We start from the raw sequence: 22126 nt of genomic DNA, 5'->3' as shown, positions 1-22126 counted from the left end.
GTCAACCATGCGTATTTCCCAACTGTTGCTCGCCGCTTGCCTGGGGCTCGGCGTGCAACTGGCTCAGGCCGAACCTGAGCAGGCCATTCGCCAGAGCCTGACCGCGCTGCAACCCAATCTCGCCATCGAGTCCATCGCCAAGAGCCCGCTGGAAGGCCTCTACCAGGTACAGCTCAAGGGCGGTCGGGTGCTCTATGCCAGCGGCGACGGCCAGTTCGTCATGCAGGGCTATCTCTACCAGGTCAAGGACGGCAAGGCCTCCAACCTGACCGAGAAGGCCGAGAACGTCGCCGTGGCGCGGCAGATCAACGGCCTCGATCGCAACCAGATGATCGTCTATCCCGCCAAGGGCGAGACCAAGGCGCACATCACCGTCTTCACCGACACCACCTGCCCCTATTGCCAGAAGCTGCACGCCGAGGTGCCCGAGCTGAACAAGCGCGGCATCGAGGTGCGTTACCTGGCCTTCCCGCGGCAGGGCATGGGCTCGCCGGGGTCCAAGCAGCTGGAAGCGGTATGGTGCGCCAAGGACAAGCCTACCGCGCTGAACCAGATGTTCACCGGGCATGAGGTCAAGTCCGAAAGCTGCCAGAATCCGGTCGCTCAGCAATTCGCGCTGGGGCAGAACATGGGCATCCAGGGCACCCCGGCGATCATTCTCGCCGATGGCCAGATGATTCCGGGTTATCAGCCGGCGGACCAATTGGCGGAAGCGGCAATCAGCGCCCGCTAGGTTCTGCACGACGCATCAAGCGCGGGCACTTTCGTACAGGGCCTTGCGCGGCGACAGAGATTTCAACGGCGCTGCGGAGCGGCGCCACACGACATGGGGATAAGGGTGTGAAGCCGGTCAAAGTAGGCATCTGTGGTCTGGGTACCGTGGGCAGCGGGACCTTCAACGTACTCAAGCGCAACGCCGAGGAAATCGCCCGGCGTGCCGGACGGGGTATCGAGGTGGCGCAGATCGCCCAGCGCCGGCCGAATCCTCACTGCGATACCGGCAGCACGCCAATCACCGCCGATGTCCTGGCCGTGGTCGACAATCCCGAGATCGACGTGGTGGTGGAACTGATCGGCGGCTACACCCTGGCGCGCGAGCTGGTGCTGCGCGCCATCGCCAATGGCAAGCACGTGGTCACCGCCAACAAGGCGCTGATCGCGGTCCACGGCAACGAGATCTTCGCCAAGGCGCGCGAGCAGGGCGTGATCGTCGCCTTCGAGGCCTCGGTGGCCGGTGGCATCCCGGTGATCAAGGCGCTGCGCGAAGGCCTGGCGGCCAACCGCATCAACTGGGTGGCCGGCATCATCAACGGCACCGGCAACTTCATCCTCTCCGAGATGCGCGAGAAGGGTCGCACCTTCCCCGACGTCCTGGCCGAGGCCCAGGCGCTGGGTTATGCCGAAGCCGATCCGACCTTCGATGTGGAAGGCATCGATGCCGCCCACAAGCTGACCATCCTGGCGTCCATCGCCTTTGGCATCCCGCTGCAATTCGACAAGGCCTACACCGAGGGCATCACCCGCCTCACCACCGCCGATGTCGGCTACGCCGAGGCGCTGGGCTATCGCATCAAGCACCTGGGCGTGGCGCGCAGCACCGACCAGGGCATCGAGCTGCGGGTACACCCGACACTGATCCCGGCCGATCGGCTGATCGCCAACGTCAACGGCGTGATGAACGCGGTGATGGTCAATGGCGACGCCGTCGGCTCGACGCTGTTCTACGGCGCCGGAGCCGGCCAGGAGCCTACCGCCTCGGCGGTGGTGGCCGACCTGGTGGACGTGGTCCGCGCCATGACGTCCGACCCGGAAAACCGAGTGCCGCACCTGGCCTTCCAGCCCGATGCGCTGTCCGACCATCCGGTGTTGCCGATCGAGTCCTGCGAGAGCGCCTACTATCTGCGCATCCAGGCCAAGGATCACCCGGGCGTGCTGGCCCAGGTGGCGAGCATCCTGTCGGCACGCGGCATCAACATAGAGTCGATCATGCAGAAGGAAGCCGAGGAGCATGACGGCCTGGTGCCCATGATCCTCATCACCCATCGCGTGATCGAGCGTCACATGGTCGAGGCCATCGCCGCCCTGGAAGCCCTGGATGACGTCGTCGGCGACGTGGTCCGCATCCGTGTCGAGCACCTGAACTGAGCAGCCTGGCGGCGCCCGGCGCCGCCGTCTTTCCCGAGGTCGAGTCATGCGTTACATCAGTACCCGCGGCCAGGCGCCCGCGCTGAATTTCGAAGAAGTGCTGCTGGCGGGTCTCGCCAGTGATGGTGGTCTCTACGTACCGGAGAACCTGCCGCGGTTTTCCCTGGAGGAGATCGCCTCCTGGGCCGGTCTGCCCTATCACGAGCTGGCCTTCCGGGTGATGAAGCCCTTCGTCGCCGGCTCCATCGCCGATGCCGAATTCAAGGCCATCCTGGAAGAGACCTACGCCGGTTTCGCCCACAGTTCGATCGCGCCGCTGCGCCAGCTGGACGCCAACGAGTGGGTGCTGGAGCTGTTCCATGGCCCGACCCTGGCCTTCAAGGACTTCGCCCTGCAGCTGCTCGGCCGGTTGCTCGACCATGTACTGGCCAAGCGCGGCGAGCGCGTGGTGATCATGGGCGCTACCTCCGGTGACACCGGCTCGGCGGCCATCGAAGGCTGCAAGCGCTGCGAGAACGTGGACATCTTCATCCTGCATCCGCACCAGCGGGTGTCGGAAGTGCAGCGTCGGCAGATGACCACGCTGCTGGGCGACAACATCCACAACATCGCCATCGAAGGCAACTTCGACGACTGCCAGGAGATGGTCAAGGCCAGCTTCGCCGACCAGGGCTTCCTCAAGGGCGCACCGCTGGTGGCGGTCAACTCGATCAACTGGGCGCGGATCATGGCCCAGATCGTCTACTATTTCCATGCGGCCCTGCAGCTGGGCGGCCCGGCGCGTTCCATCGCCTTCTCCGTGCCCACCGGCAACTTCGGCGACATCTTCGCCGGCTACCTGGCGCGCAACATGGGCCTGCCGGTGAGCCAGCTGGTGGTGGCGACCAACCGCAACGACATCCTGCACCGCTTCATGTCGGGCAACCGCTATGACAAGCAGCAGCTGGAGGCCTCGCTGTCGCCGTCCATGGACATCATGGTGTCGTCCAACTTCGAGCGCCTGCTGTTCGACCTGCACGGTCGCGACGGCCTGGCCCTGGCCGAGCTGATGGCGAATTTCCGTAGCAGCGGCACCCTGTCGGTGGCGGATGATCGCTGGACCGAGGCACGCAAGCTGTTCGACTCCCTGGCCGTGAGCGACGAAGAGACCTGCGCCACCATCGCCGAGGTCTATGCGGCTACCGGCGAAGTGCTGGATCCGCACACCGCCATTGGCGTGCGCGCCGCTCGCGAATGCCGCCGCAGCCTGGCCACCCCCATGGTGGTGCTGGGTACCGCCCACCCGGTGAAATTCCCCGAAGCGGTGGAAAAGGCCGGCATCGGCGCAGCGCTGAGCCTGCCGACCCACCTGGCCGACCTGCTGCAACGCGAAGAGCGCTGCACCGTGCTGCCCAACGACCTCGCCGCCGTCCAGGCCTTCGTCGCCCGCCACGGCAGGCGTGGTCAGCCGCTGTAGGGTAGTTTGCCCAACCTATGACCGTAGGTTGGGCAGAGACGGCTCCATTGTCGAAGCCCAACAAAGTCGGACGCGAATCGTCTTTGTTGGGCTTCGCTGCGCTCAGCCCAACCTACGGATCCACGGTCCCAAGTCCCGCGGCCTTTTCCGGTACAATGCCCGGCTTTCCCTGCCGGTGACCCGCCCATGGCTCTGCAAGCCACGCCCTACAAAGTCGAACTCAACCTCACCGATCTGGATCTTGGGGTCTACGAGAATCTGCGCCTGACCGTGGCGCGGCATCCCTCCGAGACCGAGGAGCGGCTGGTGGTACGGTTGTTGGCCTTTGCGCTCTGGTACAACGAGCAGCTGGCCTTTGGGCGCGGCCTGTCCGATGTCGACGAGCCGGCGCTGTGGGAGAAGAGTCTCGATGGCCGGGTACTGCACTGGATCGAGGTCGGGCAGCCCGATGCCGAGCGCCTGACCTGGTGCAGCCGTCGCACCGAACGTACCAGCCTGCTGGCCTACGGCAACCTGCGTGTCTGGCAGACCAAGGTGGTGGATGCGGTCAAGACGCTGAAGAATCTGCACATCGCCGCCGTGCCCGCCGAGCCCCTGGCCGAGCTGGCCCGTGATCTGCCGCGTAGCATCGCCTGGCAGGTGATGATCAGCGAAGGCACCCTGTTCGTCACCGACGACCGTGGCCAGCACGAACTGCAGCTGGAATGGCTGCTGGGCGAGCGTTGATGCGCCTGGAGCCTCGCCCGCTGCCGGCGGTGTTGCCCGACCTGGGCGACCTGCCGCCGCTGCTCACCCGGCTCTATGCCGCGCGCGGCGTGACCCAGCCGGAAGAACTGGACAAGGGCCTGGCGCGGCTGGTGCCCTATCACCAGCTCAAGGGCATCGAGGCGGCGGTGGAGCTGCTGGCCCGCGCCCTGGAAGAGCGCCGCCGCATCCTCATCGTCGGCGATTTCGACGCCGATGGTGCCACCGCCAGCGCCGTGGGCGTGCTGGCCCTGCGCCGGCTGGGCGCCGCCTGGGTCGACTACCTGGTACCCAATCGTTTCGAATACGGCTATGGCCTGACGCCCGAGATCGTCGCCGTAGCCCTGCAGCGCGAACCCGAGGTGCTACTCACCGTCGATAACGGCATCTCCAGCCTGGATGGGGTGGCCGTGGCTAAGGCGGCCGGGCTGCAGGTGGTCATCACCGACCACCACCTGCCGGGCGCCGAATTGCCTGCCGCTGACGCCATCGTCAATCCCAACCAGCCGGCCTGCGCCTTTCCCAGCAAGTGCATCGCCGGGGTCGGGGTGATCTTCTATGTGATGCTGGCGCTGCGCAGTCGCCTGCGCGAGAGCGGCTGGTTCGCTCGCCAGGGCATCGCCGAGCCCAACCTGGCCGAGCTGCTGGATCTGGTGGCCCTTGGTAGCGTCGCCGACGTGGTGCCGCTGGACGCCAACAACCGCATCCTGGTGCACCAGGGGCTGATGCGTATCCGCGCCGGCCGGGCACGGCCGGGGCTCAAGGCACTGCTGGAAGTGGCCGGGCGCCAGCCGGGCAAGGTAGCCTCCAGCGACCTGGGCTTCATCCTCGGGCCGCGCCTCAATGCGGCCGGGCGCCTGGACGACATGTCCATCGGCATCGAGTTGCTGCTCTGCGAAGACCCGGAGCTGGCGCAGGAATACGCCCAGCAACTGGACGACTTCAACAAGGACCGCAAGAGCATCGAGCAGGGCATGCAGCGCGAAGCGCTCAAGCAGCTCAAGGAATTGCCGGAAGACAATCTGCCCTTCGGCCTCTGCCTGTTCGATCCGGAATGGCACCAGGGCGTGATCGGCATCCTCGCCTCGCGCCTCAAGGAAAAGTATCACCGCCCCGCGCTGGCCTTTGCCGATGACGGCAGCGGCACCGGCATGCTCAAGGGTTCGGCGCGTTCGGTGGCCGGGCTGCACATCCGCGATGCCCTGGACGCCGTGGCGACCCGCCATCCGGGACTGATCACCAAGTTCGGTGGTCACGCCATGGCCGCCGGCCTCAGCCTGCCCCAGGCGCACTACGAGACCTTTGCCGCCGCCTTCGACGCCGAGGTGCGGCGCCACTTGCAGGCCGACGACCTCAGCGGGCGCCTGCAGACCGACGGCTGCCTCGCGCCTGCCGAGTTCCAGCTCAACCTGGCCCAGGCCCTGCGCCAGGCCGGTCCCTGGGGCCAGCAGTTTCCTGAACCGCTGTTCCATGGCACCTTCGAGATCCTCTCCCAGCGACTGCTCAAGGAGCGGCATCTCAAGCTGACCCTGCGCAGCGAAGAGGGTGGCCCGGAGCTGGACGGCATCGCCTTCAACATCGATCGCGACACCTGGCCCGATCCCAACATCCGCTGGGCCGAGCTGGCCTATCGGCTGGACGTGAACGAGTTTCGCGGCAACGAGAGCGTGCAACTGCTGGTGGTGCACCTGGCGCCGCGTTAGGTCTCGTTTGAAAGGTGCCTGCGCTCGGTGATGCTGCGTTAAAAATCAGCTGGTTCGCCAGTCCGATCGGAATGCTCATTTACCACTCGTAAACTCGAGCGCGAGTCCGATCCGCTTCCTAGCTGATTTGATTCGCTGGCGCTCACCCTCCGGGCCAGCCGTTGGCTGTTACTCCCGTTGGTCGTTGCGCCTTGCCTGACCTTAGCTCGGCGACTTTTCAGACGAGCCCTGTCGGATCGGCGATCTATTCTGGTCGGGCGTACTCCAATGCCGTGAATCCCGACTAGACGAGGTGCGCCATGAGTCTCCTGTTCCAGCCCCTGACCCTGCGTCAGCTGACCCTGCCCAATCGCGTGGTGGTCTCCCCGATGTGCCAGTACTCCAGCGAAGACGGCTTCGCCAACGACTGGCACCTGGTCCACCTCGGCAGCCGCGCCACCGGTGGCGCCGGTCTGGTGATCTTCGAGGCCACCGCGGTCACCGCCGACGGGCGCATCACGCCCCAGGACCTGGGCCTGTGGAAAGATGAGCAGATCGAGCCCCTGCGGCGCATCACCCAGTTCATCGAAGGCCAGGGCAGCGTCGCCGGCATCCAGCTGGCCCACGCCGGGCGCAAGGCCAGTACCTGGCAGCCCTGGCTCGGCAAGCACGGCAGCGTGCCCATCGCCGAGGGCGGCTGGGTGCCGGTGGCGCCTTCGGCCATCGCCTTCGATCCCCAGCACACCCGGCCCACGGCCATGGATCGCGATGATATCGCCAGCGTCCGCCGGGCCTTCGTGGAGACCGCCGAGCGCGCCCTGGCGGCCGGCTTCAAGGTTGCCGAGGTCCATGCCGCCCACGGCTATCTGCTGCACCAGTTCCTCTCGCCGCTCTCCAATCGCCGCGAGGACGATTACGGCGGCAATTTCGAGAATCGCATTCGCCTGTTGCTGGAAGTCACCGCCGATGTACGCGCGGTCTGGCCGGAAGAGTTGCCGTTGTTCGTGCGGGTTTCCGCCACTGACTGGGTAGAAGACGGCTGGGATGTCGACGAGACGGTGGAGCTGGCACGCCGGCTGAAGACGCTAGGCGTCGACCTGATCGACGTCTCCTCCGGTGGCACCGCAGCCCAGGCGGACATTCCTACCGGGCCCGGCTACCAGACCCAGTTCGCCGAGCGGGTGCGCAAGGAAGCCGACATCCCCAGTGGCGCGGTAGGCATGATCACCGATGCGGCCCAGGCCGAGCACGTGCTGCGTACCGGGCAGGCCGATCTGGTGCTGCTGGCCCGCGAACTGCTGCGCGATCCCTACTGGCCGCTCAACGCTGCCGAGTCCCTGCGCGAAAAGGTTTCCTGGCCACCCCAGTACGTGCGTGCCGCGCACCGGGATACGCCACTGCGCAAGCCGTTCGGCGCGGAGTAGACCGAAAGGCGGCCACCCATTGGGATGGCTGCCTGCCTCAGGGCTTGACCGGTCGCAGCAGGGCTTCCAGCGCGTCGCTATCGTAGTAGTCGCCCAGGTACCAGATGCGGCCGTCGCGGATCTTCATGATGCTGGCGCCGCGAATCTTCACCGGCTGCTTGCCGGTGGCGGTAACGCGGTTGCCGGTCAGTTCCCATTCGAAGGCGATGCTGCGCGGACCGATCACCGGCTTGTGCACCATCTTCACCTGCAGATCGGGCACGGCCTTGAGCGTGACCTTGACGATCCGGTCACGGGCCTGGGTACGGCTGGTCTCGGTGGTGGCGGCACCACTGTCGAAATACTGCACCTTGGGATCGAGCAGCGCGCTGGCGGCCTCGGCGTCGTGATCGTTCCAGGCATCGAGATAGCGATTGGCGATGAGGCGGGCGTCCTCGGCGGCGGCCTGAACCTGGCCGGCGGCGAGGGCGAGCGAAAGCGCGAACAGCACAGCCAGACGCGAACGCATGGGGTGTCTCCGGCAACTGCAAGGGGAAGACGCAAGAGTAGCGCCCAGTGCAACTGTCAGTCAGAAATATTTTGTATCGACCAGGTCGATGCGGGCCTCGGGATTGCAACATCCGGTAAGCAGGTGCCGGGAGCCGGAGGGCGAGGGGGGCGGTCACAACAGCCTGAACCCTGTCTCTTGTGGAGGTTGTCCATGAATACCCGCGGTTTGCTCGATCAGTTGCTCAGGGCCGGCCAGCAGGCCCTGGCCAAGAAGACCGGCCAGTCGACCACGCGGCCGGGTGCCGGTACGCCGTCGGCGGGCAAGGACCCCTTGGGCGGCCTGCTCTCGGGCCTGGGTAGCAGCGGGTTGGCCGCCGGCGCCCTGACGGCCCTGCTGGGCAGCAAGCGCGGCCGTGGCCTGGGCGGCAAGGCCGTTGGCTACGGCGGGCTGGCGGCACTTGGCATGGCTGCCTACAAGGCCTATCAGTCCTGGCAAGCCAATCAGGCGCAGGGTACGCAGACCGCCGAGCCTCGCACCGTGGATCGGGTGCCCGAGCACGAAGCCGAGGCCCATGGCCGAGCGGTACTCATCGCCCTGATCGCGGCAGCCAAGGCCGATGGTCATGTCGATGACCAGGAGCGCCAGGCCATCGAGGCCGAGATGGCCAAGGTGGATGACGATCCCGAGTTGCGCAGCTGGTTGCAGCGGGAACTGGAACAACCGCTGGATCCGGCCAAGGTCGCCGCGGCAGCCGAAACACCGGAGATGGCCGCCGAGATGTACCTGGCCAGCCTGATGCTGATCGACGATCAGCAGTACATGGAAAAGGCCTACCTGGACGAACTGGCGCGTCAGCTGCGCCTGGAGCCGGGCCTGCGGGCCGAACTGGAGCGTGAGGCCGCGGCGGTCTGACGGCTAGGGGAGCGGGCGTTCATCGCCCAGCAGGACGCTCCGCTCCGCCGCGCAGAGGTGCAACAGGAAATCCCAGACCACGCGCAGGCGCGCTGAGCGGTGCAACTCCCGGTGGGTCGAGATCCAGTACTCGCGGGTGAAGGACCGCTCCGGGAGCACGCCTTCCAAGGGGGTGTTCTGACCCACCAGGTAGCAGGGCAGCACCGCGATGCCGATGCCGGCGCAAGCAGCCTCGCGCTGGGCGATGACGCTGGTGCTGCGAAAGACGATGCGCGGTTCGGGGCAGAGTCCCTGGATGAATTGCAGTTCACGGGTGTACAGCAGGTCGTCGACGTAACCGATGAAGGCCTGTTCGCCGAGGTCGGCTTCGGCATCCAGCGCCGGTGCTCGATCCAGGTAGGCGCGACTGGCATAGAACCTCAGGCGATAGGGCGTCAGTCGCCGGCCGATCAGGCCTTCGGCGGTGGGTCTTTCCAGGGTGATGGCGATGTCCGCTTCGCGGTTGGTGACGCTGACGAAGCGCGGCACCGAGACCAGCTCCACTTCCAGACCCGGATAATCGCGCAGCAGCGCCCCCAGGCGCTGGGCGAGAAAGCCGGTGCCCAGGCCTTCGGTCACCCCGACCCGTACCTGGCCCAGCGGATTGAGCCTCTGGGTCACGGCCTCCTGGGCCAGCAGTGCGGCTTCTTCCATCGCCTGGGCATGCGCCAGCAGGGCCTGGCCGGCGGGGGTGAGCTGATAGCCGCTGGCCTGCTGCACCAGCAGCTGGCTGCCCAGGGCGCGTTCCAGCGCCTCCAGGTGACGGGCGACGGTGGCATGACTGACGCCCAGGCTGCGAGCGGCGGTGAGCAGGCGGCCATGGCGCTGGACCTCCAGAAAAACCCGCAGATCGTTCCAATCGAACATCCTGTTTCCTCGTCGGTGCCTGTCTGACCGGCCGCTTGCTGGGCGCTGTTCAGAAATGCACAGCCGTTGCCCGTTTTCTGCGACTGTTGTTCGCGGATGACGACACTAGGATAGGGACCACAACAACAAAAAAGCGAGGGAACGTCATGCCCGGTCCTGCTGCGGAATATGACTTCATCATCGTCGGTGCCGGTCCGGCCGGCTGCCTGTTGGCCAATCGACTGTCCGCCGATCCGGCCCATCGCGTACTGCTGCTGGAAGCGGGCGGGCGCGACAACCATCCCTGGATCCACATTCCGGTCGGCTACCTGTTCTGCATCGGCAATCCGCGCACCGACTGGTGCTTCAAGACCGAGGTGGAAGCGGGCCTGGGCGGCCGGGCGCTCAATTATCCGCGCGGTCGGGTGCTGGGCGGCTGTTCCTCCATCAATGGCATGATCTACATGCGTGGCCAGGCCCGTGACTATGACGGCTGGGCCGCCGCCGGTAATCCGGGGTGGGGCTGGCAGGACGTGCTGCCGCTGTTCAAGCGCATGGAAGATCACTGCGATGGCGCCTCGACCTTTCATGGCGCGGGGGGCGAGTGGCGCGTGGAGCGCCAGCGCCTGCACTGGACGCTGCTCGACGCCTTTCGCAGTGCGGCCGACCAGACTGGCATCGAGCCGGTAGAGGACTTCAACACCGGCGACAACGAAGGCTGCGGCTATTTCCAGGTCAATCAGCGCAATGGGGTGCGCTGGAATGCGGCCAAGGCCTTTCTCAAGCCGATCCGCCAGCGCGCCAATCTGCAGGTGCTGACGGGTGTCCAGGTGGAGCGGGTACTGCTGGAGGAGGGCAGGGCGCGGGCGGTGCTGGCGCGCCTGCCGGGCCAGGCCGAGCCCCAGCGCCTGGTGGCGCGCCGGGAGATCGTGCTCTGCGCCGGCGCCATCGGCTCGCCGACCCTGCTGCAGCGTTCCGGCATCGGTCCGCGCGGCCTGCTCGAAGGGCTGGGCATCGGTGTCCAGCATCGGCTGGAAGGGGTCGGCGGCAATCTGCAGGATCACCTGCAACTGCGGCTGATCTATCGGGTGCATGGCGTGCCGACCCTCAATGCCCTGGCCGGCAGTCTCTGGGGCAAGCTGGGCATGGGCCTGGAGTATCTCTGGAGTCGCAGTGGTCCCCTGGCCATGGCGCCAAGCCAATTGGGCGCCTTCGCCCGTTCCGATCCGGAGCAAACTTCGGCCAATCTGCAGTATCACGTGCAGCCGCTGTCGCTGGAGCGCTTCGGCGAGCCGCTGCACGGCTTTCCCGCCTTTACCGCCTCGGTGTGCAACCTGCGACCGGCCAGTCGTGGCCAGGTGGCCATCCGCAGCGCCGACCCCCAGGCCGCGCCGCTGATCCAGCCGCGCTACCTCAGCGCGCCGGAGGATCTCAAGGTGGCCGCCGACGCCATCCGCCTGACCCGGCGCATCGCCGCCGCGCCGGCACTGGCGGCCTATCGACCCGAGGAGTATCTGCCGGGCCCGGCCTATCAGACGGAGGCGGAGTTGCAGCAGGCCGCGGGGGCCATCGGCACCACCATCTTCCATCCTTCCGGCACCTGTCGCATGGGGCAGGGCACCGATGCCGTGGTGGACGCCCGCCTGCGGGTGCATGGCATTCCGGGCCTTCGAGTGGCCGACGCCTCCATCATGCCGACCCTGGTCTCGGGCAACAGCTGTTCGCCAACGCTGATGATCGCCGAGCAGGCGGCGACCTTCATGCTGGCCGAGGCCCGCGAGCAGGGCGTGACCGAGCTGCCCGCGGCGCTGGCCCGACCCGAGCGGGTCTCGGCTGCCTAGTTTCTATTAGCTGGTTTCACCGACGGCGGGGCCTCCCGCCGTTTCCACCGTAGTAGCTGTCGCCCATAACAACAATCAGCCCGGCGATCCCGGGTCAGGAGAACGTGCGATGTCCGACTATGCCCAACCCCGGGTACAACCCAGCGCGGCCAGCAGTCGCCGCGAAGAACGCAAGGTGATCTTCGCCTCGTCCCTGGGGACCGTCTTCGAGTGGTACGACTTTTTTCTCTATGGCGCCCTGGCAGCGGTGATCAGCAAGCAGTTCTTCGCCGGCGTCAACGACACTACCGCCTTCATCTTCGCCCTGCTGGCCTTTGCCGCCGGTTTCGTGGTGCGGCCCTTCGGCGCCCTGGTGTTCGGTCGCCTGGGCGACATGGTCGGGCGCAAGTACACCTTCCTCGCCACCATCATCCTCATGGGCATCGCCACCTTCGGTGTCGGCCTGCTGCCCACCTATGCCAGCATCGGCGTGGCCGCGCCCATCATCCTAGTGTTGCTGCGCCTCCTGCAGGGCCTGGCCCTGGGTGGCGAATATGGCGGGGCCGCCACCTACATCGCCGAGCACGCGCCGCCCGGCAAGCGCGGCGCCCACACCAGCTGGCTGCAATCGACCGCGACCCTGGGCCTGTTGCTGTCGCTGGTGGTGATCCTGGTCTGCCGCTACCTGACCGGTGACCAGTTCGAGGTCTGGGGCTGGCGCCTGCCGTTCCTGCTGTCGATCTTCCTGCTGGCGATCTCCACCTGGATCCGCCTGTCGATGCACGAGTCGCCAGCCTTTCTGCGCATGAAGGCCGAGGGCAAGCAGAGCAAGGCGCCGATCCGCGATTCCTTCACCAACTGGAGCAACCTCAAGGTGGTGCTGATCGCCCTGTTCAGCATCAATGGCGGCCAGGCGGTGACCTTCTACCTGTCGCAGTTCTATGTGATGTTCTTTCTCACCCAGACCCTCAAGCTGGACCCGGTGCTGGCCAACAACCTGCTGATCGTCAGCGTCATCCTCGGCGCGCCTTTCTTCGTCATCGCCGGCTGGCTGTCGGACAAGGTCGGGCGCAAGCCGATCCTCATGCTCGGCCTGCTGCTGGCCACGGTGCTCTACTTCCCGCTGTTCAAGGCCCTGACCCACTACGCCAACCCGCAGATCTACCAGGCCAGCCAGCAGGCACCCATCGTGGTCACCGCCGATCCGGCCACCTGCACCTTCCAGTTCGACCCGGTGGGCAAGGCGCGCTTCGACAGTCCCTGCGACCGGGTCAAGACACTGCTGGCCAAGAGTGGCCTGCCCTACAGCAGCGTGGCCGCGGCACCAGGGGACGCGGTGCAGGTCAACGTCGGTGACAAGGTCATCGTCGGCTACGACGAGCCGGCCCTGCGCGCCGCGGTACAGGCCGCCGGCTATCCGGCCAAGGCCGACTCGGCGCAGGTCAACAAGCCCATGGTGGTGGCGGTGATCTTCGCCCTCATCCTCATCGCCACCCTCTGCTATGGACCGCTGGCGGCGCTGATGGTGGAGCTGTTTCCCACCCGCATCCGCTACACCTCGATGTCGCTGCCGTACCACATCGGCAACGGCTGGTTCGGCGGCTTCCTGCCGACGGTGTCCTTTGCCCTGGTGGTCTATACCGGCGACATCTTCTACGGCCTCTGGTACCCGGTGCTGATCACCGGCGTCAGCCTGGTGGTGGGCCTGCTGTGCCTGCCGGAAACCCGCCACCGCGACCTCGACGCCGATTGAGACGCAGCGGGCGGCGTACCCCGCCGCCCGCTGAGTTTCGCCGCCGATTGGGGTATACTCGCGAGCTTTTCCACAGCTTTTCTCGCGAGTGTTTCCCCCATGGAAATCAACCCGATCGTCACCAGCATCAAGGACCTCACCAGCCGCACCCAGACCATTCGGGGGTATCTTTGACTACGATCTGAAGCAGGATCGTCTGGTCGAAGTGGAGCGTGAGCTCGAAGACCCCAACGTCTGGAACAAGCCCGAGTACGCCCAGAATCTCGGCCGCGAGCGTGCCCAGCTGGCGCAGGTGGTCGGCACCCTGGACGAGCTGACCGGCGGCCTGGCCGATGCCAGCGACCTGCTGGAAATGGCGGCCGAAGAGGAAGACCAGGGCGCGGTCGATGACGTGGCGGCCGAGGTGGAGCGCCTGCGTGGCATCCTCGAGAAGCTGGAATTCCGCCGCATGTTCAGCGGCGAGATGGACCCCAACAACTGCTACCTGGACATCCAGGCAGGCTCCGGCGGCACCGAGGCCCAGGACTGGGCCAACATGCTCCTGCGCATGTACCTGCGCTGGGCCGACCAGCATGGCTTCAGCGCCGAGATCGTCGAGCTGTCCGAAGGTGAAGTCGCCGGCATCAAGGGCGCTACCGTGCACATCAAGGGCGAGTACGCCTTCGGTTGGCTGCGCACCGAGATCGGCGTGCACCGCCTGGTGCGCAAGAGTCCCTTCGACTCGGGCAACCGTCGCCACACCTCCTTTACCGCGGTGTTCGTCTCTCCCGAGATCGACGACAACATCGACATCGAGATCAACCCGTCCGATCTGCGCGTCGACACCTACCGCTCCTCGGGCGCGGGTGGCCAGCACGTGAACACCACCGACTCCGCGGTGCGGATCACCCACGTGCCCACCAATACCGTGGTGGCGTGCCAGAACGAGCGCTCCCAGCATGCCAACAGGGACACCGCCATGAAGATGCTGCGGGCCAAGTTGTACGAGCTGGAAATGCAGAAGCGCAATGCCGCGTCCCAGGCCCTGGAAGACTCCAAGTCCGATATCGGCTGGGGCCACCAGATCCGTTCCTATGTGCTCGACGCCTCGCGGATCAAGGATCTGCGCACCGGCGTGGAACGCAGCGATTGCGACAAGGTGCTCGACGGCGATCTGGACGAATACCTCGAAGCCAGCCTCAAGCAGGGCGTTTAATCCATCATTTCCTGTAGGAGCGGCCATGGCCGCTCCTACGGCAAGCACTCCCCAGGTAAACAGCAGACATGAGCGAACAACCCCTAGACCCCCAAGCCCAGGAACAGGAAGACAACAAGCTGATCGCCCAGCGCAAGGAAAAGCTTTCCGCACTGCGCGACCAGCAGGCCATTCCCTTCCCCAACGACTTCCGTCGCGACAGCCTGGCCGGTGACCTGCAGAAGCAGTATGCCGACAAGACCAAGGAAGAGCTGGAAGCCGCAGGCATCAAGGTCAAGGTAGCCGGCCGCATCATGCTCAACCGCGGTGCCTTCATGGTGCTGCAGGACACCAGCGGGCGCATCCAGGTCTATGTCGACCGCAAGACCCTGCCGGCCGAGACCCTGGAAGCGGTCAAGACCTGGGACCTGGGCGACATCATCGCCACCGAAGGTACCCTGGCCCGCTCCGGCAAGGGCGATCTCTACGTCAACATGAGCGACGTGCGCCTGCTGACCAAGTCGCTGCGCCCGCTGCCCGACAAGCACCACGGCCTGACCGACACCGAGCTGCGCTATCGCCAGCGCTATGTCGACCTGATCGTCAACGAGGACGTCCGCCAGACCTTCCGCGTGCGCTCCCAGGTCATCGCCCACATCCGCCGCTTCCTCATGGAGCGGGGTTTCCTCGAAGTGGAAACGCCCATGCTGCAGACCATTCCCGGCGGCGCGGCGGCCAAGCCCTTCGAGACCCACCACAACGCCCTGGACATGGCTATGTTCCTGCGTATCGCGCCGGAGCTGTACCTCAAGCGGCTGGTGGTCGGTGGCTTCGAGAAGGTCTTCGAGATCAACCGCAACTTCCGTAACGAAGGCGTCTCGACCCGGCACAATCCCGAGTTCACCATGCTCGAGTTCTACCAGGCCTATGCGGATTACCGCGACAACATGGACCTCACCGAGGAACTGTTCCGCGAACTGGCCATGGCCGTGCTCGGCACCACCGACGTGCCCTATGGCGACAAGGTGTTCCACTTCGGCGAGCCCTTCGTGCGCCTGTCGGTGTACGACTCCATCCTCAAGTACAACCCGGACATCACCGCGGAAGACCTGCAGGACGTCGAGAAGGCGCGCGCCATCGCCAAGAAGGCCGGCGCCAAGGTCCTCGGCCACGAAGGCCTGGGCAAGCTGCAGGTGATGATTTTCGAGGAGCTGGTGGAGAGCAAGCTGGAGCAGCCGCACTTCATCACCGAGTACCCCTTCGAGGTCTCGCCGCTGGCGCGCCGCAACGACGACAATCCCAGCGTCACCGATCGCTTCGAGCTGTTCATCGGCGGCCGCGAGATCGCCAACGCCTACTCCGAGCTCAACGACGCCGAAGACCAGGCCGAGCGCTTCATGCTGCAGGTCCAGGAAAAGGACGCCGGTGACGACGAGGCCATGCACTATGACGCCGACTTCATCAACGCCCTGGAATACGGCATGCCGCCCACCGCTGGCGAGGGCATTGGCATCGACCGCCTGGTGATGCTGCTGACCAACTCGCCGTCGATCCGCGACGTCATCCTCTTCCCGCACATGCGTCCGCAATAAGCGCCGCGCCTCCTTTCCGGGGGCGCCGCTGGCACCTGCTGACTCGGGGCTCTGTCATCAAAGGTTCATCCGGACCTGCTAACAGAGCCCTGATGTCGCGTTCCTCCGCAGGTAGTCATGACCAATACGTTGATCCCCCTGCATCCGGCCGCCGAACGGCTGGGGCTGCTCTACGCCTACCATTTCACCTCCGGTCAGCCGGGGCAGGCGCTGACCATGGCGCCGGAAGATCCCTGGGACGCGGAAGAGGGTGGCTTTCGCTGGCTGCACTTCAACCTGGCCCATGCCGCCGCCGAGCGCTGGATGCGCGAGCACCTGGGGCTGCCGGAGGAGTTCTTCGAATCCCTGCACGCCGGTTCCCACTCGACCCGCCTGGAGCCGGCCGACGACACCCTGCTGGGGGTGGTGAACGATGTGACCCTGGCCTACGGTCAGGTCTCGGTGGATGTCGCCACCCTCTGGGCCTGCGCGCGACCGGGCCTGCTGGTGACCGCCCGGGCCCAGCCGCTACGTTCGGTGGATCGGCTGCGCCATGCGGTGCGTCGTGGTGAGGGCTTCGGCTCGACCCTGGAACTGCTGGTTCATCTGCTGCGCGACCAGGCCGATGTGCTGACCGGCATCATCCGCGACACCACGGTCAAGGTGGACGCCATCGAGGATCGGCTGCTGTCCCAACGGCTGTCTGCCAGTCGCGCCGAACTCGGCAGCCTGAGACGCGCCCTGGTACGCCTGCAGCGGCTGCTGGCCCTGGAACCGGGCTCGCTGCTGCGGTTGCTCAACCGGCCGCCCGCCTGGCTGCGCCGCGACGACATCCAGACCCTGCGCGAGGCCACCGAGGAATTCGACCGGGTGCTGGACGACCTCGCCGCCCTGGTGGAACGTCTCAAGCTGTTGCAGGAGGAGATCGGCGCCGCCTCCGCCGAGCAGACCAACCGCACCCTGTTCACCCTGACCCTGGTCACGGTGCTGGCCCTGCCGATCAACATCATCGCCGGCTTCTTCGGCATGAACGTCGGCGGCATCCCGCTCTCCGATTCGCCCCACGGCTTCTGGATCCTGGTGGCGCTGGTGGCGACCTTCACGGTGCTGGCCGGCAGCCTGGCCTTTCGCAAGCGCGGCGACTGACCGGCGTCATGCAACCGTTGCAGGCGCCGCGCGGTCTCTAGGGGAACCCCCACTGGAGACCGCGATGGACTTCAAGGACTACTACGAGGTGCTCGGCGTCGCCCCCGACGTCGACGACAAGACCCTCAAGACCACCTATCGCAAGCTGGCGCGCAAGTACCACCCCGACGTGAGCAAGGAGGCCGATGCCGAGGCTCGCTTCAAGGAGGTGGCTGAGGCCTATGACGTCCTGCGCGATCCACACAAGCGCGCCGAATACGATCAGGTCCGCCGCTATCAGCAGCAAGGCGAGCGCTTCCAGGTGCCGCCAGACTGGCAGCCGGGGTCGGGCGCCGACTACAGCGATCCCCACGCCGGCTTTGGCCAGGACTACTCCGATTTCTTCGAGTCGCTGTTCGGCGCTGCCGGACGCTCGCAGCAGGGTGGCTTCGCTCGCCGTGGCCGCGACATCGAACTTGAGCTGCCGCTGTTTCTCGAAGAGAGCCAGGTCGGCAGTACCAAGCCGCTGAGCTTTTCACTGCCGCAGCGCGACGAGCTGGGCCGGCGCGTCGGCGAGACCACCAAGACCCTCAACGTCAAGATTCCCGCCGGCAGCACCGACGGCGAGCGTATCCGCCTGAAAGGGCAGGGCGAGCCGGGCATCGGTGGCGCGGAGGCAGGCGATCTGTACCTGGTCATCCGGCTGGTGCCTCATCCGCTGTTCGACGTCGACGGTCAGGACCTGGTGGTCAGCGTGCCTCTTGCCCCCTGGGAAGCCGCCTTGGGCGCCAAGGTGCAGGTGCCTACCCTGGATGGCCAGATCATGTTGAGCATTCCGCCCGGCAGCCAGAGCGGCGCCCGCCTGCGGGTACGCGGCAAGGGCCTGGCTGGCAAGGCAGGGCAGGGCGATCTTCATGCCCTGCTCAAGGTCGTGATGCCGCCGAAGGGCGATGAAGAAACCCAGGCGCTGTGGCGTCAACTGGCCGAGCGGGCGGCCTTCGATCCCCGCCAAGACTGGAGGAAAGTCTGATGAGCAGTCTGATCGTCCTGCAGGAATTCTGCGTGCTCTGCGAGGTGAGTGAGCCCGTGGTGGTGGAGATCGTCGAGCACGGCATCCTGGCGCCCCAGCGCGGCAAGCGCCCAGCCGAGTGGCATTTCGACACCGGTGCCCTGCACCGCGCCCGTCGCGCTGTACGCCTGCGCCACGAGCTGGACCTGGACTGGTCCGCAACCGCCCTGGCCCTGCATCTGCTGGATGAGGTGGAAGAGCTGCGCCGCGAGAACCAACGCCTGCGTAGACGGCTGGAGCGCTTCGCGGGAGAGCTCCGAGACGTCTGACCGGCCCACGTAGGTTGGGTTGAGACGGCTCCATCGGCGAAGCTCAAAGGGTGGGGGCCGCGTCTGGCTATTGGGCTTCGCTGCGCTCAACCCAACCTACGGAACTCCCGTCTGCACCGAAGCGTCCCCTCTCCCTTTGGGAGAGGGTTGGGGTAAGGGAGCCGGATAGAGGTTTCCAACGTATGGTTTCTATCTAATTACGGCCATGCCGGGACGCCGTAGCGACCGCTCCTACAGGAGCATCGGCCTACGTAGGAGCGGCCCATGGCCGCGATGTCCTTCGCACTAACACCTAAAGAAACTATCCCGCCGCGATCAAGCCCCTTCGCTGCATCGCCTGTTCCTGACTGAGCCGCTCGATCCGCACCGGTAGAGACTTCGACGCCGGGGTATGGCTGCGGGTGTCGTGGTTGGCCAGGGGCGCCAGGCTGTTGGTTTCGGGGTAGTAGGCCGCGCAGCAACCGGCCGGTACGTCGTAGGCGATGACCTTGAAGGGGCCGGCGCGGCGCGAGATGCCGTCCAGGGCGGCGCCGATGAAGTCGATGAAATCACCCTCCTGCACCTCATGGCGGCGCATGTCCTCGGGGCTGAGCATGGCCACCATGCGTTCGTCGATGTCGCGGTAGCGGTCGCGATTGGAGTAGATGGTGGTGTTGAACTGGTCGTGACTGCGGATCGTCATCAGCTGCAGGTGCTCGGCATCCGGCGGGCTGTCGTCCTCGTCCAGCACGTCGCCAGGAAAGAGGAAGTTGGCCTTGCCGTTGGGTGTATCCCACTGTCGCTCACGGGCACCATTGGGCAGGCGGAAACCTCCGGGCTGTTCGATGCGGGCGTTGTAGTCGGCGAACTGTTCGGGCAGCACCGCTTCGATCTTGTCGCGGATGAGCGCGTAGTCGCCGACCAGGGCGTCCCAATCGATATGGGGATGGCGTTCGCCCAGGGTCGCCTTGGCGATGCCGGCGACGATGGCGATCTCCGACAGCAACTCCGGCGAGGCCGGCTCCAGGCTGCCGGTGGAGCCATGCACCATGGACATGGAGTCCTCCACGGTAATGGTCTGCACGCCGCTGGCCTGCACATCGCGTTCTGTGCGGCCCAGGCAGGGCAACAGGAAGGTGCTGCGGCCGTGCAGGGTATGGCTCCAGTTGAGCTTGGTGGCGATCTGTACCGTCAGGCGCAGGTTGGCGACATGGGGTGCTACCCGCTCGATGTCGGGAATGGCGCGGAAGAAGTTGCCGCCCAGGCCGATGAAGGCCTGGGGCTCGTCGCGCAGCAGGGCCTCGCAGCATTCCACCACGTCATGACCGCCCTCGCGCGGCGCGCGGAAGGCGAAGGCCTGGTCGAGGCGGGCCAGGAAGGGCTCCTTGGGTTTCTGATAGATGCCCACGGTGCGGTCGCCCTGGACGTTGGAATGACCTCGGATCGGGCAGGGCCCCGCGCCAGGCTTGCCGACGTTGCCACGCAGCAGCAACAGATTGATGATCTGCTGCAGGACATCGCCACCGCGGCGGTGTTGGGTCACGCCCATGCCCCAGCAGGCGATCACCCGGTCGGCCTTCATGTAGACCTCGGCCGCTTCCGTCATGGCCGCCTGGGTCAGGCCGGAATAGCGCTCCAGGCGCTCCCAGCTCAGCCCTCGGCAGTGTTCGGCGAAGGCTTCCAGGCCGACGCAATGCTGTTCGATGAACGCCACGTCGAGGATGCGGGGGGCACCACTGCGGCGCGCCTCGTCGTCAGCCTCGATGACGACCTTGCACAGCCCCTGCATGGCCGCCATATCCCCGCCGATACGCACCTGGTGGTACTGGGAGCTGATGGCCACGCCCCCACCCGGCAAGGCCATGTCGCGCACGGCCTGTGGCGAGGCGAAGCGCACCAGGGCCTTTTCCCGCAGCGGATTGAAGGTGAGGATGGGCACGCCGCGGTGCACGGCATCGTGCAGCTCGCTCATCATTCGCGGGCTGTTGGTGCCGGGATTCTGGCCGATGATGAAGATGGCGTCGGCCTGGGCGAAATCCTCCAGGTCCAGGGTGCCCTTGCCGACGCCGATGCTCTCCGGCATGGCGGTGGTGGTGGTCTCGTGGCACATGTTGGAACAGTCGGGAAAGTTGTTCATGCCGTAGAGCCGGCCGAACAGCTGGTAGAGAAAGGCGGCTTCGTTGGAGGAACGGCCTGACGTGTAAAGCTCCAGCTTCCAGGGATCATCCAGGGCACGCAACTCGGCACCGATCTCCGCGAAGGCGTCCGCCCAGCTCACCGGGCGGTAGGTGTCGCTGGCGGCGTCGTAGCGCATGGGGTGGGTGAGACGGCCCTGGTCTTCCAGGTCATGGTCGGTCCAGGTACGCAGTTCGGTCAGGGTATGGGCCGCGAAGAATTCCGGGGTGGTGCGTTTGCGGGTGGCCTCCCAGGCCACTGCCTTGGCGCCGTTCTCGCAATATTCGAAGGTATGCGGGGTCTTCGGATCAGGCCAGGCGCAGCTCGGGCAGTCGAAGCCACCCGGCTTGTTCATGGTCAGCAATGCCTTGTTGCCGCGCATCAACACCTTCTGGCGGCTCAGGTGCTGGGTCACGGCATTGAGCGCACCCCAGCCCCCGGCGCTGCCGTGCTCCTGGGTGCCGTGCAGGGGTTGAGCGGGGGAATGGGCGGATTGCTTGGTCATGTTCACCTCTGGAACTGAGCCGGACAGGAAGCCGGCGGGTACCTAGAGGTGAACCCTGGAAGCGGGCTGGCGTTCCACCGTCTGGCTGCCGGGCCGACGAGTGCGAGCCGACAGCGAAGCGCCGTTCAGTGACCTGAAGAGGCGCGCCAAGGCGGCTGGCGGCTGCTAGGCTGGACGCTTCCGCACCTACCGAGAAAGCCCATAATGGCCAGCCATATCCTCGACCATCGCATCCTCGGCGAATCCCTGCAGGCCGTGGAGATCGGTCTCGATCCCGGCGAGACGGTGATCGCCGAGGCCGGTGCCATGACCTACATGGAGGCCGACATCGACTTCACCGCGCGTATGGGCGATGGCTCCGCCGGGCTGCTCGGCAAGCTCTGGGGCGCCGGCAAGCGGATGCTTGGCGGGGAGTCGCTGTTCATGACCCATTTCACCAATGAGGGCCGGGAGAAGCGCCACGTCGCCTTTGCCGCGCCCTATCCGGGCCAGGTGATCCCGCTGGATCTGGCGGCTCTGGGCGGCACCCTGTTCTGCCAGCGCGATTCCTTTCTCTGCGCCGCCAGGGGTACCCGCATCGGCGTGGCCTTCACCCGCCGCCTGGGCGCCGGTTTCTTCGGTGGCGAGGGCTTCATCCTGCAGCGGCTGGAAGGCGATGGCATGGCCTTCGTGCATGCCGGGGGCACGGTGATCCGCAAGGAGCTAAGGGGCGAAACGCTGCGCCTGGATACCGGCTGCCTGGTGGGTTTCACCAGTGGCATCGACTACAACATCAAGCTGGCCGGGGGGCTGCGCAGCATGCTGTTCGGCGGTGAGGGTCTGGTGCTGACGACCCTGAGCGGCCATGGCACCGTGTGGATCCAGACGCTGCCCTTTTCGCGGCTAGCCGGCCGTGTCCAGGCCGCGGCCGGCGGCGTCACCGGTGAACGCCGCGCGGGGGGCGACTGA

18 protein-coding genes are annotated in these 22126 nt (G+C 66.2%); 15 read left to right on the top strand and 3 right to left on the bottom strand.

Translation table 11 applies throughout. The features are described from left to right. Positions 1-7: 7 nt before the first annotated feature. From ACWPW1_RS18285 to ACWPW1_RS18260, 6 genes are all read left to right on the top strand, one after another. A complete protein-coding gene (locus ACWPW1_RS18285) occupies positions 8-733 on the top strand; it encodes a thioredoxin fold domain-containing protein (RefSeq protein ID WP_271652913.1) in 726 nt (241 codons plus the stop codon). 107 nt (positions 734-840) lie between these two features. Further along, the gene (locus ACWPW1_RS18280; protein WP_059316046.1) at positions 841-2145 is read left to right on the top strand and encodes a homoserine dehydrogenase; all 1305 of its coding nucleotides are present in this window, start codon (positions 841-843) and stop codon (positions 2143-2145) included. Positions 2146-2191: 46 nt separating this feature from the next. Beyond that, positions 2192-3601, top strand: coding sequence for a threonine synthase (thrC, locus tag ACWPW1_RS18275; protein ID WP_454253618.1), 1410 nt, complete (start codon positions 2192-2194; stop codon positions 3599-3601). A gap of 186 nt (positions 3602-3787) precedes the next feature. Then, complete coding sequence (locus ACWPW1_RS18270; protein WP_454253617.1) at positions 3788-4327, top strand: YaeQ family protein; 540 nt, start codon at positions 3788-3790, stop codon at positions 4325-4327. Continuing rightward, positions 4327-6048 carry a single-stranded-DNA-specific exonuclease RecJ gene (gene recJ / locus ACWPW1_RS18265; RefSeq protein WP_454253616.1) on the top strand — a complete coding sequence of 574 codons (1722 nt, stop codon included), beginning with the start codon at positions 4327-4329 and terminating at the stop codon, positions 6046-6048. Before ACWPW1_RS18270 ends, recJ begins: the two co-directional genes overlap by 1 nt. Before the next feature lie 299 nt (positions 6049-6347). Continuing rightward, positions 6348-7451, top strand: a complete 1104-nt coding sequence (locus ACWPW1_RS18260; protein ID WP_059316042.1) for an NADH:flavin oxidoreductase/NADH oxidase — start codon at positions 6348-6350, stop codon at positions 7449-7451. Positions 7452-7488: 37 nt separating this feature from the next. Here ACWPW1_RS18260 and ACWPW1_RS18255 read toward each other — a convergent pair whose 3' ends face one another. After that, positions 7489-7959 carry a nuclear transport factor 2 family protein gene (locus ACWPW1_RS18255; protein ID WP_454253615.1) on the bottom strand — a complete coding sequence of 157 codons (471 nt, stop codon included), beginning with the start codon at positions 7957-7959 and terminating at the stop codon, positions 7489-7491. Between the two features lie 192 nt (positions 7960-8151). On the opposite strand from ACWPW1_RS18255, the gene ACWPW1_RS18250 reads away from it, so the two are divergent. Beyond that, a complete protein-coding gene (locus ACWPW1_RS18250) occupies positions 8152-8853 on the top strand; it encodes a tellurite resistance TerB family protein (protein ID WP_454253614.1) in 702 nt (233 codons plus the stop codon). Between the two features lie 3 nt (positions 8854-8856). On the opposite strand, the gene ACWPW1_RS18245 is transcribed toward ACWPW1_RS18250, so the two are convergent. Further along, positions 8857-9759, bottom strand: coding sequence for a LysR family transcriptional regulator (locus ACWPW1_RS18245; RefSeq protein WP_313648262.1), 903 nt, complete (start codon positions 9757-9759; stop codon positions 8857-8859). A gap of 146 nt (positions 9760-9905) precedes the next feature. Here ACWPW1_RS18245 and ACWPW1_RS18240 point away from each other — a divergent pair, with 146 nt between their 5' ends. The 7 genes from ACWPW1_RS18240 to ACWPW1_RS18210 all read left to right on the top strand — a co-directional run bounded on the left by ACWPW1_RS18240 (position 9906) and on the right by ACWPW1_RS18210 (position 18519). Beyond that, entirely contained in the window at positions 9906-11579 is a 1674-nt protein-coding gene (locus tag ACWPW1_RS18240) for a GMC family oxidoreductase (protein WP_454253613.1), read from the top strand. Positions 11580-11688: 109 nt separating this feature from the next. Next, positions 11689-13311, top strand: a complete 1623-nt coding sequence (locus ACWPW1_RS18235; protein ID WP_323149479.1) for an MFS transporter — start codon at positions 11689-11691, stop codon at positions 13309-13311. Positions 13312-13410: 99 nt separating this feature from the next. After that, positions 13411-14506 (top strand): peptide chain release factor 2 gene (gene prfB, locus ACWPW1_RS18230; protein WP_313648259.1). Its coding sequence is split into 2 segments (ribosomal slippage): positions 13411-13482 and positions 13484-14506, totalling 1095 coding nucleotides; the frame shifts between segments, so codons are not numbered across the junction. Positions 14507-14574: 68 nt separating this feature from the next. Then, positions 14575-16077, top strand: coding sequence for a lysine--tRNA ligase (gene lysS, locus ACWPW1_RS18225; RefSeq protein ID WP_454253612.1), 1503 nt, complete (start codon positions 14575-14577; stop codon positions 16075-16077). A 117-nt stretch (positions 16078-16194) separates the two neighbouring features. Next, complete coding sequence (locus ACWPW1_RS18220; protein WP_454253611.1) at positions 16195-17202, top strand: transporter; 1008 nt, start codon at positions 16195-16197, stop codon at positions 17200-17202. Positions 17203-17266: 64 nt separating this feature from the next. Then, a complete protein-coding gene (gene cbpA / locus ACWPW1_RS18215; protein WP_454253610.1) occupies positions 17267-18211 on the top strand; it encodes a curved DNA-binding protein in 945 nt (314 codons plus the stop codon). Further along, the gene (locus tag ACWPW1_RS18210; RefSeq protein ID WP_017640778.1) at positions 18211-18519 is read left to right on the top strand and encodes a chaperone modulator CbpM; all 309 of its coding nucleotides are present in this window, start codon (positions 18211-18213) and stop codon (positions 18517-18519) included. The genes cbpA and ACWPW1_RS18210 overlap by 1 nt, the downstream gene beginning before the upstream one ends. A 301-nt stretch (positions 18520-18820) precedes the next feature. Here the strand turns inward: ACWPW1_RS18210 and ACWPW1_RS18205 are convergent, their stop codons facing one another. After that, positions 18821-21178: an FdhF/YdeP family oxidoreductase gene (locus tag ACWPW1_RS18205; protein ID WP_454253609.1), complete on the bottom strand. Its 2358-nt coding sequence runs from the start codon at positions 21176-21178 to the stop codon at positions 18821-18823. 204 nt (positions 21179-21382) lie between these two features. On the opposite strand from ACWPW1_RS18205, the gene ACWPW1_RS18200 reads away from it, so the two are divergent. Then, entirely contained in the window at positions 21383-22126 is a 744-nt protein-coding gene (locus ACWPW1_RS18200; RefSeq protein ID WP_059316031.1) for a TIGR00266 family protein, read from the top strand.

The organism is Pseudomonas sp. Marseille-Q7302, assembly GCF_965111925.1.
Note: the sequence above shows the minus strand (reverse complement) of the source record. Positions and strands in the feature narration are given on the sequence as shown.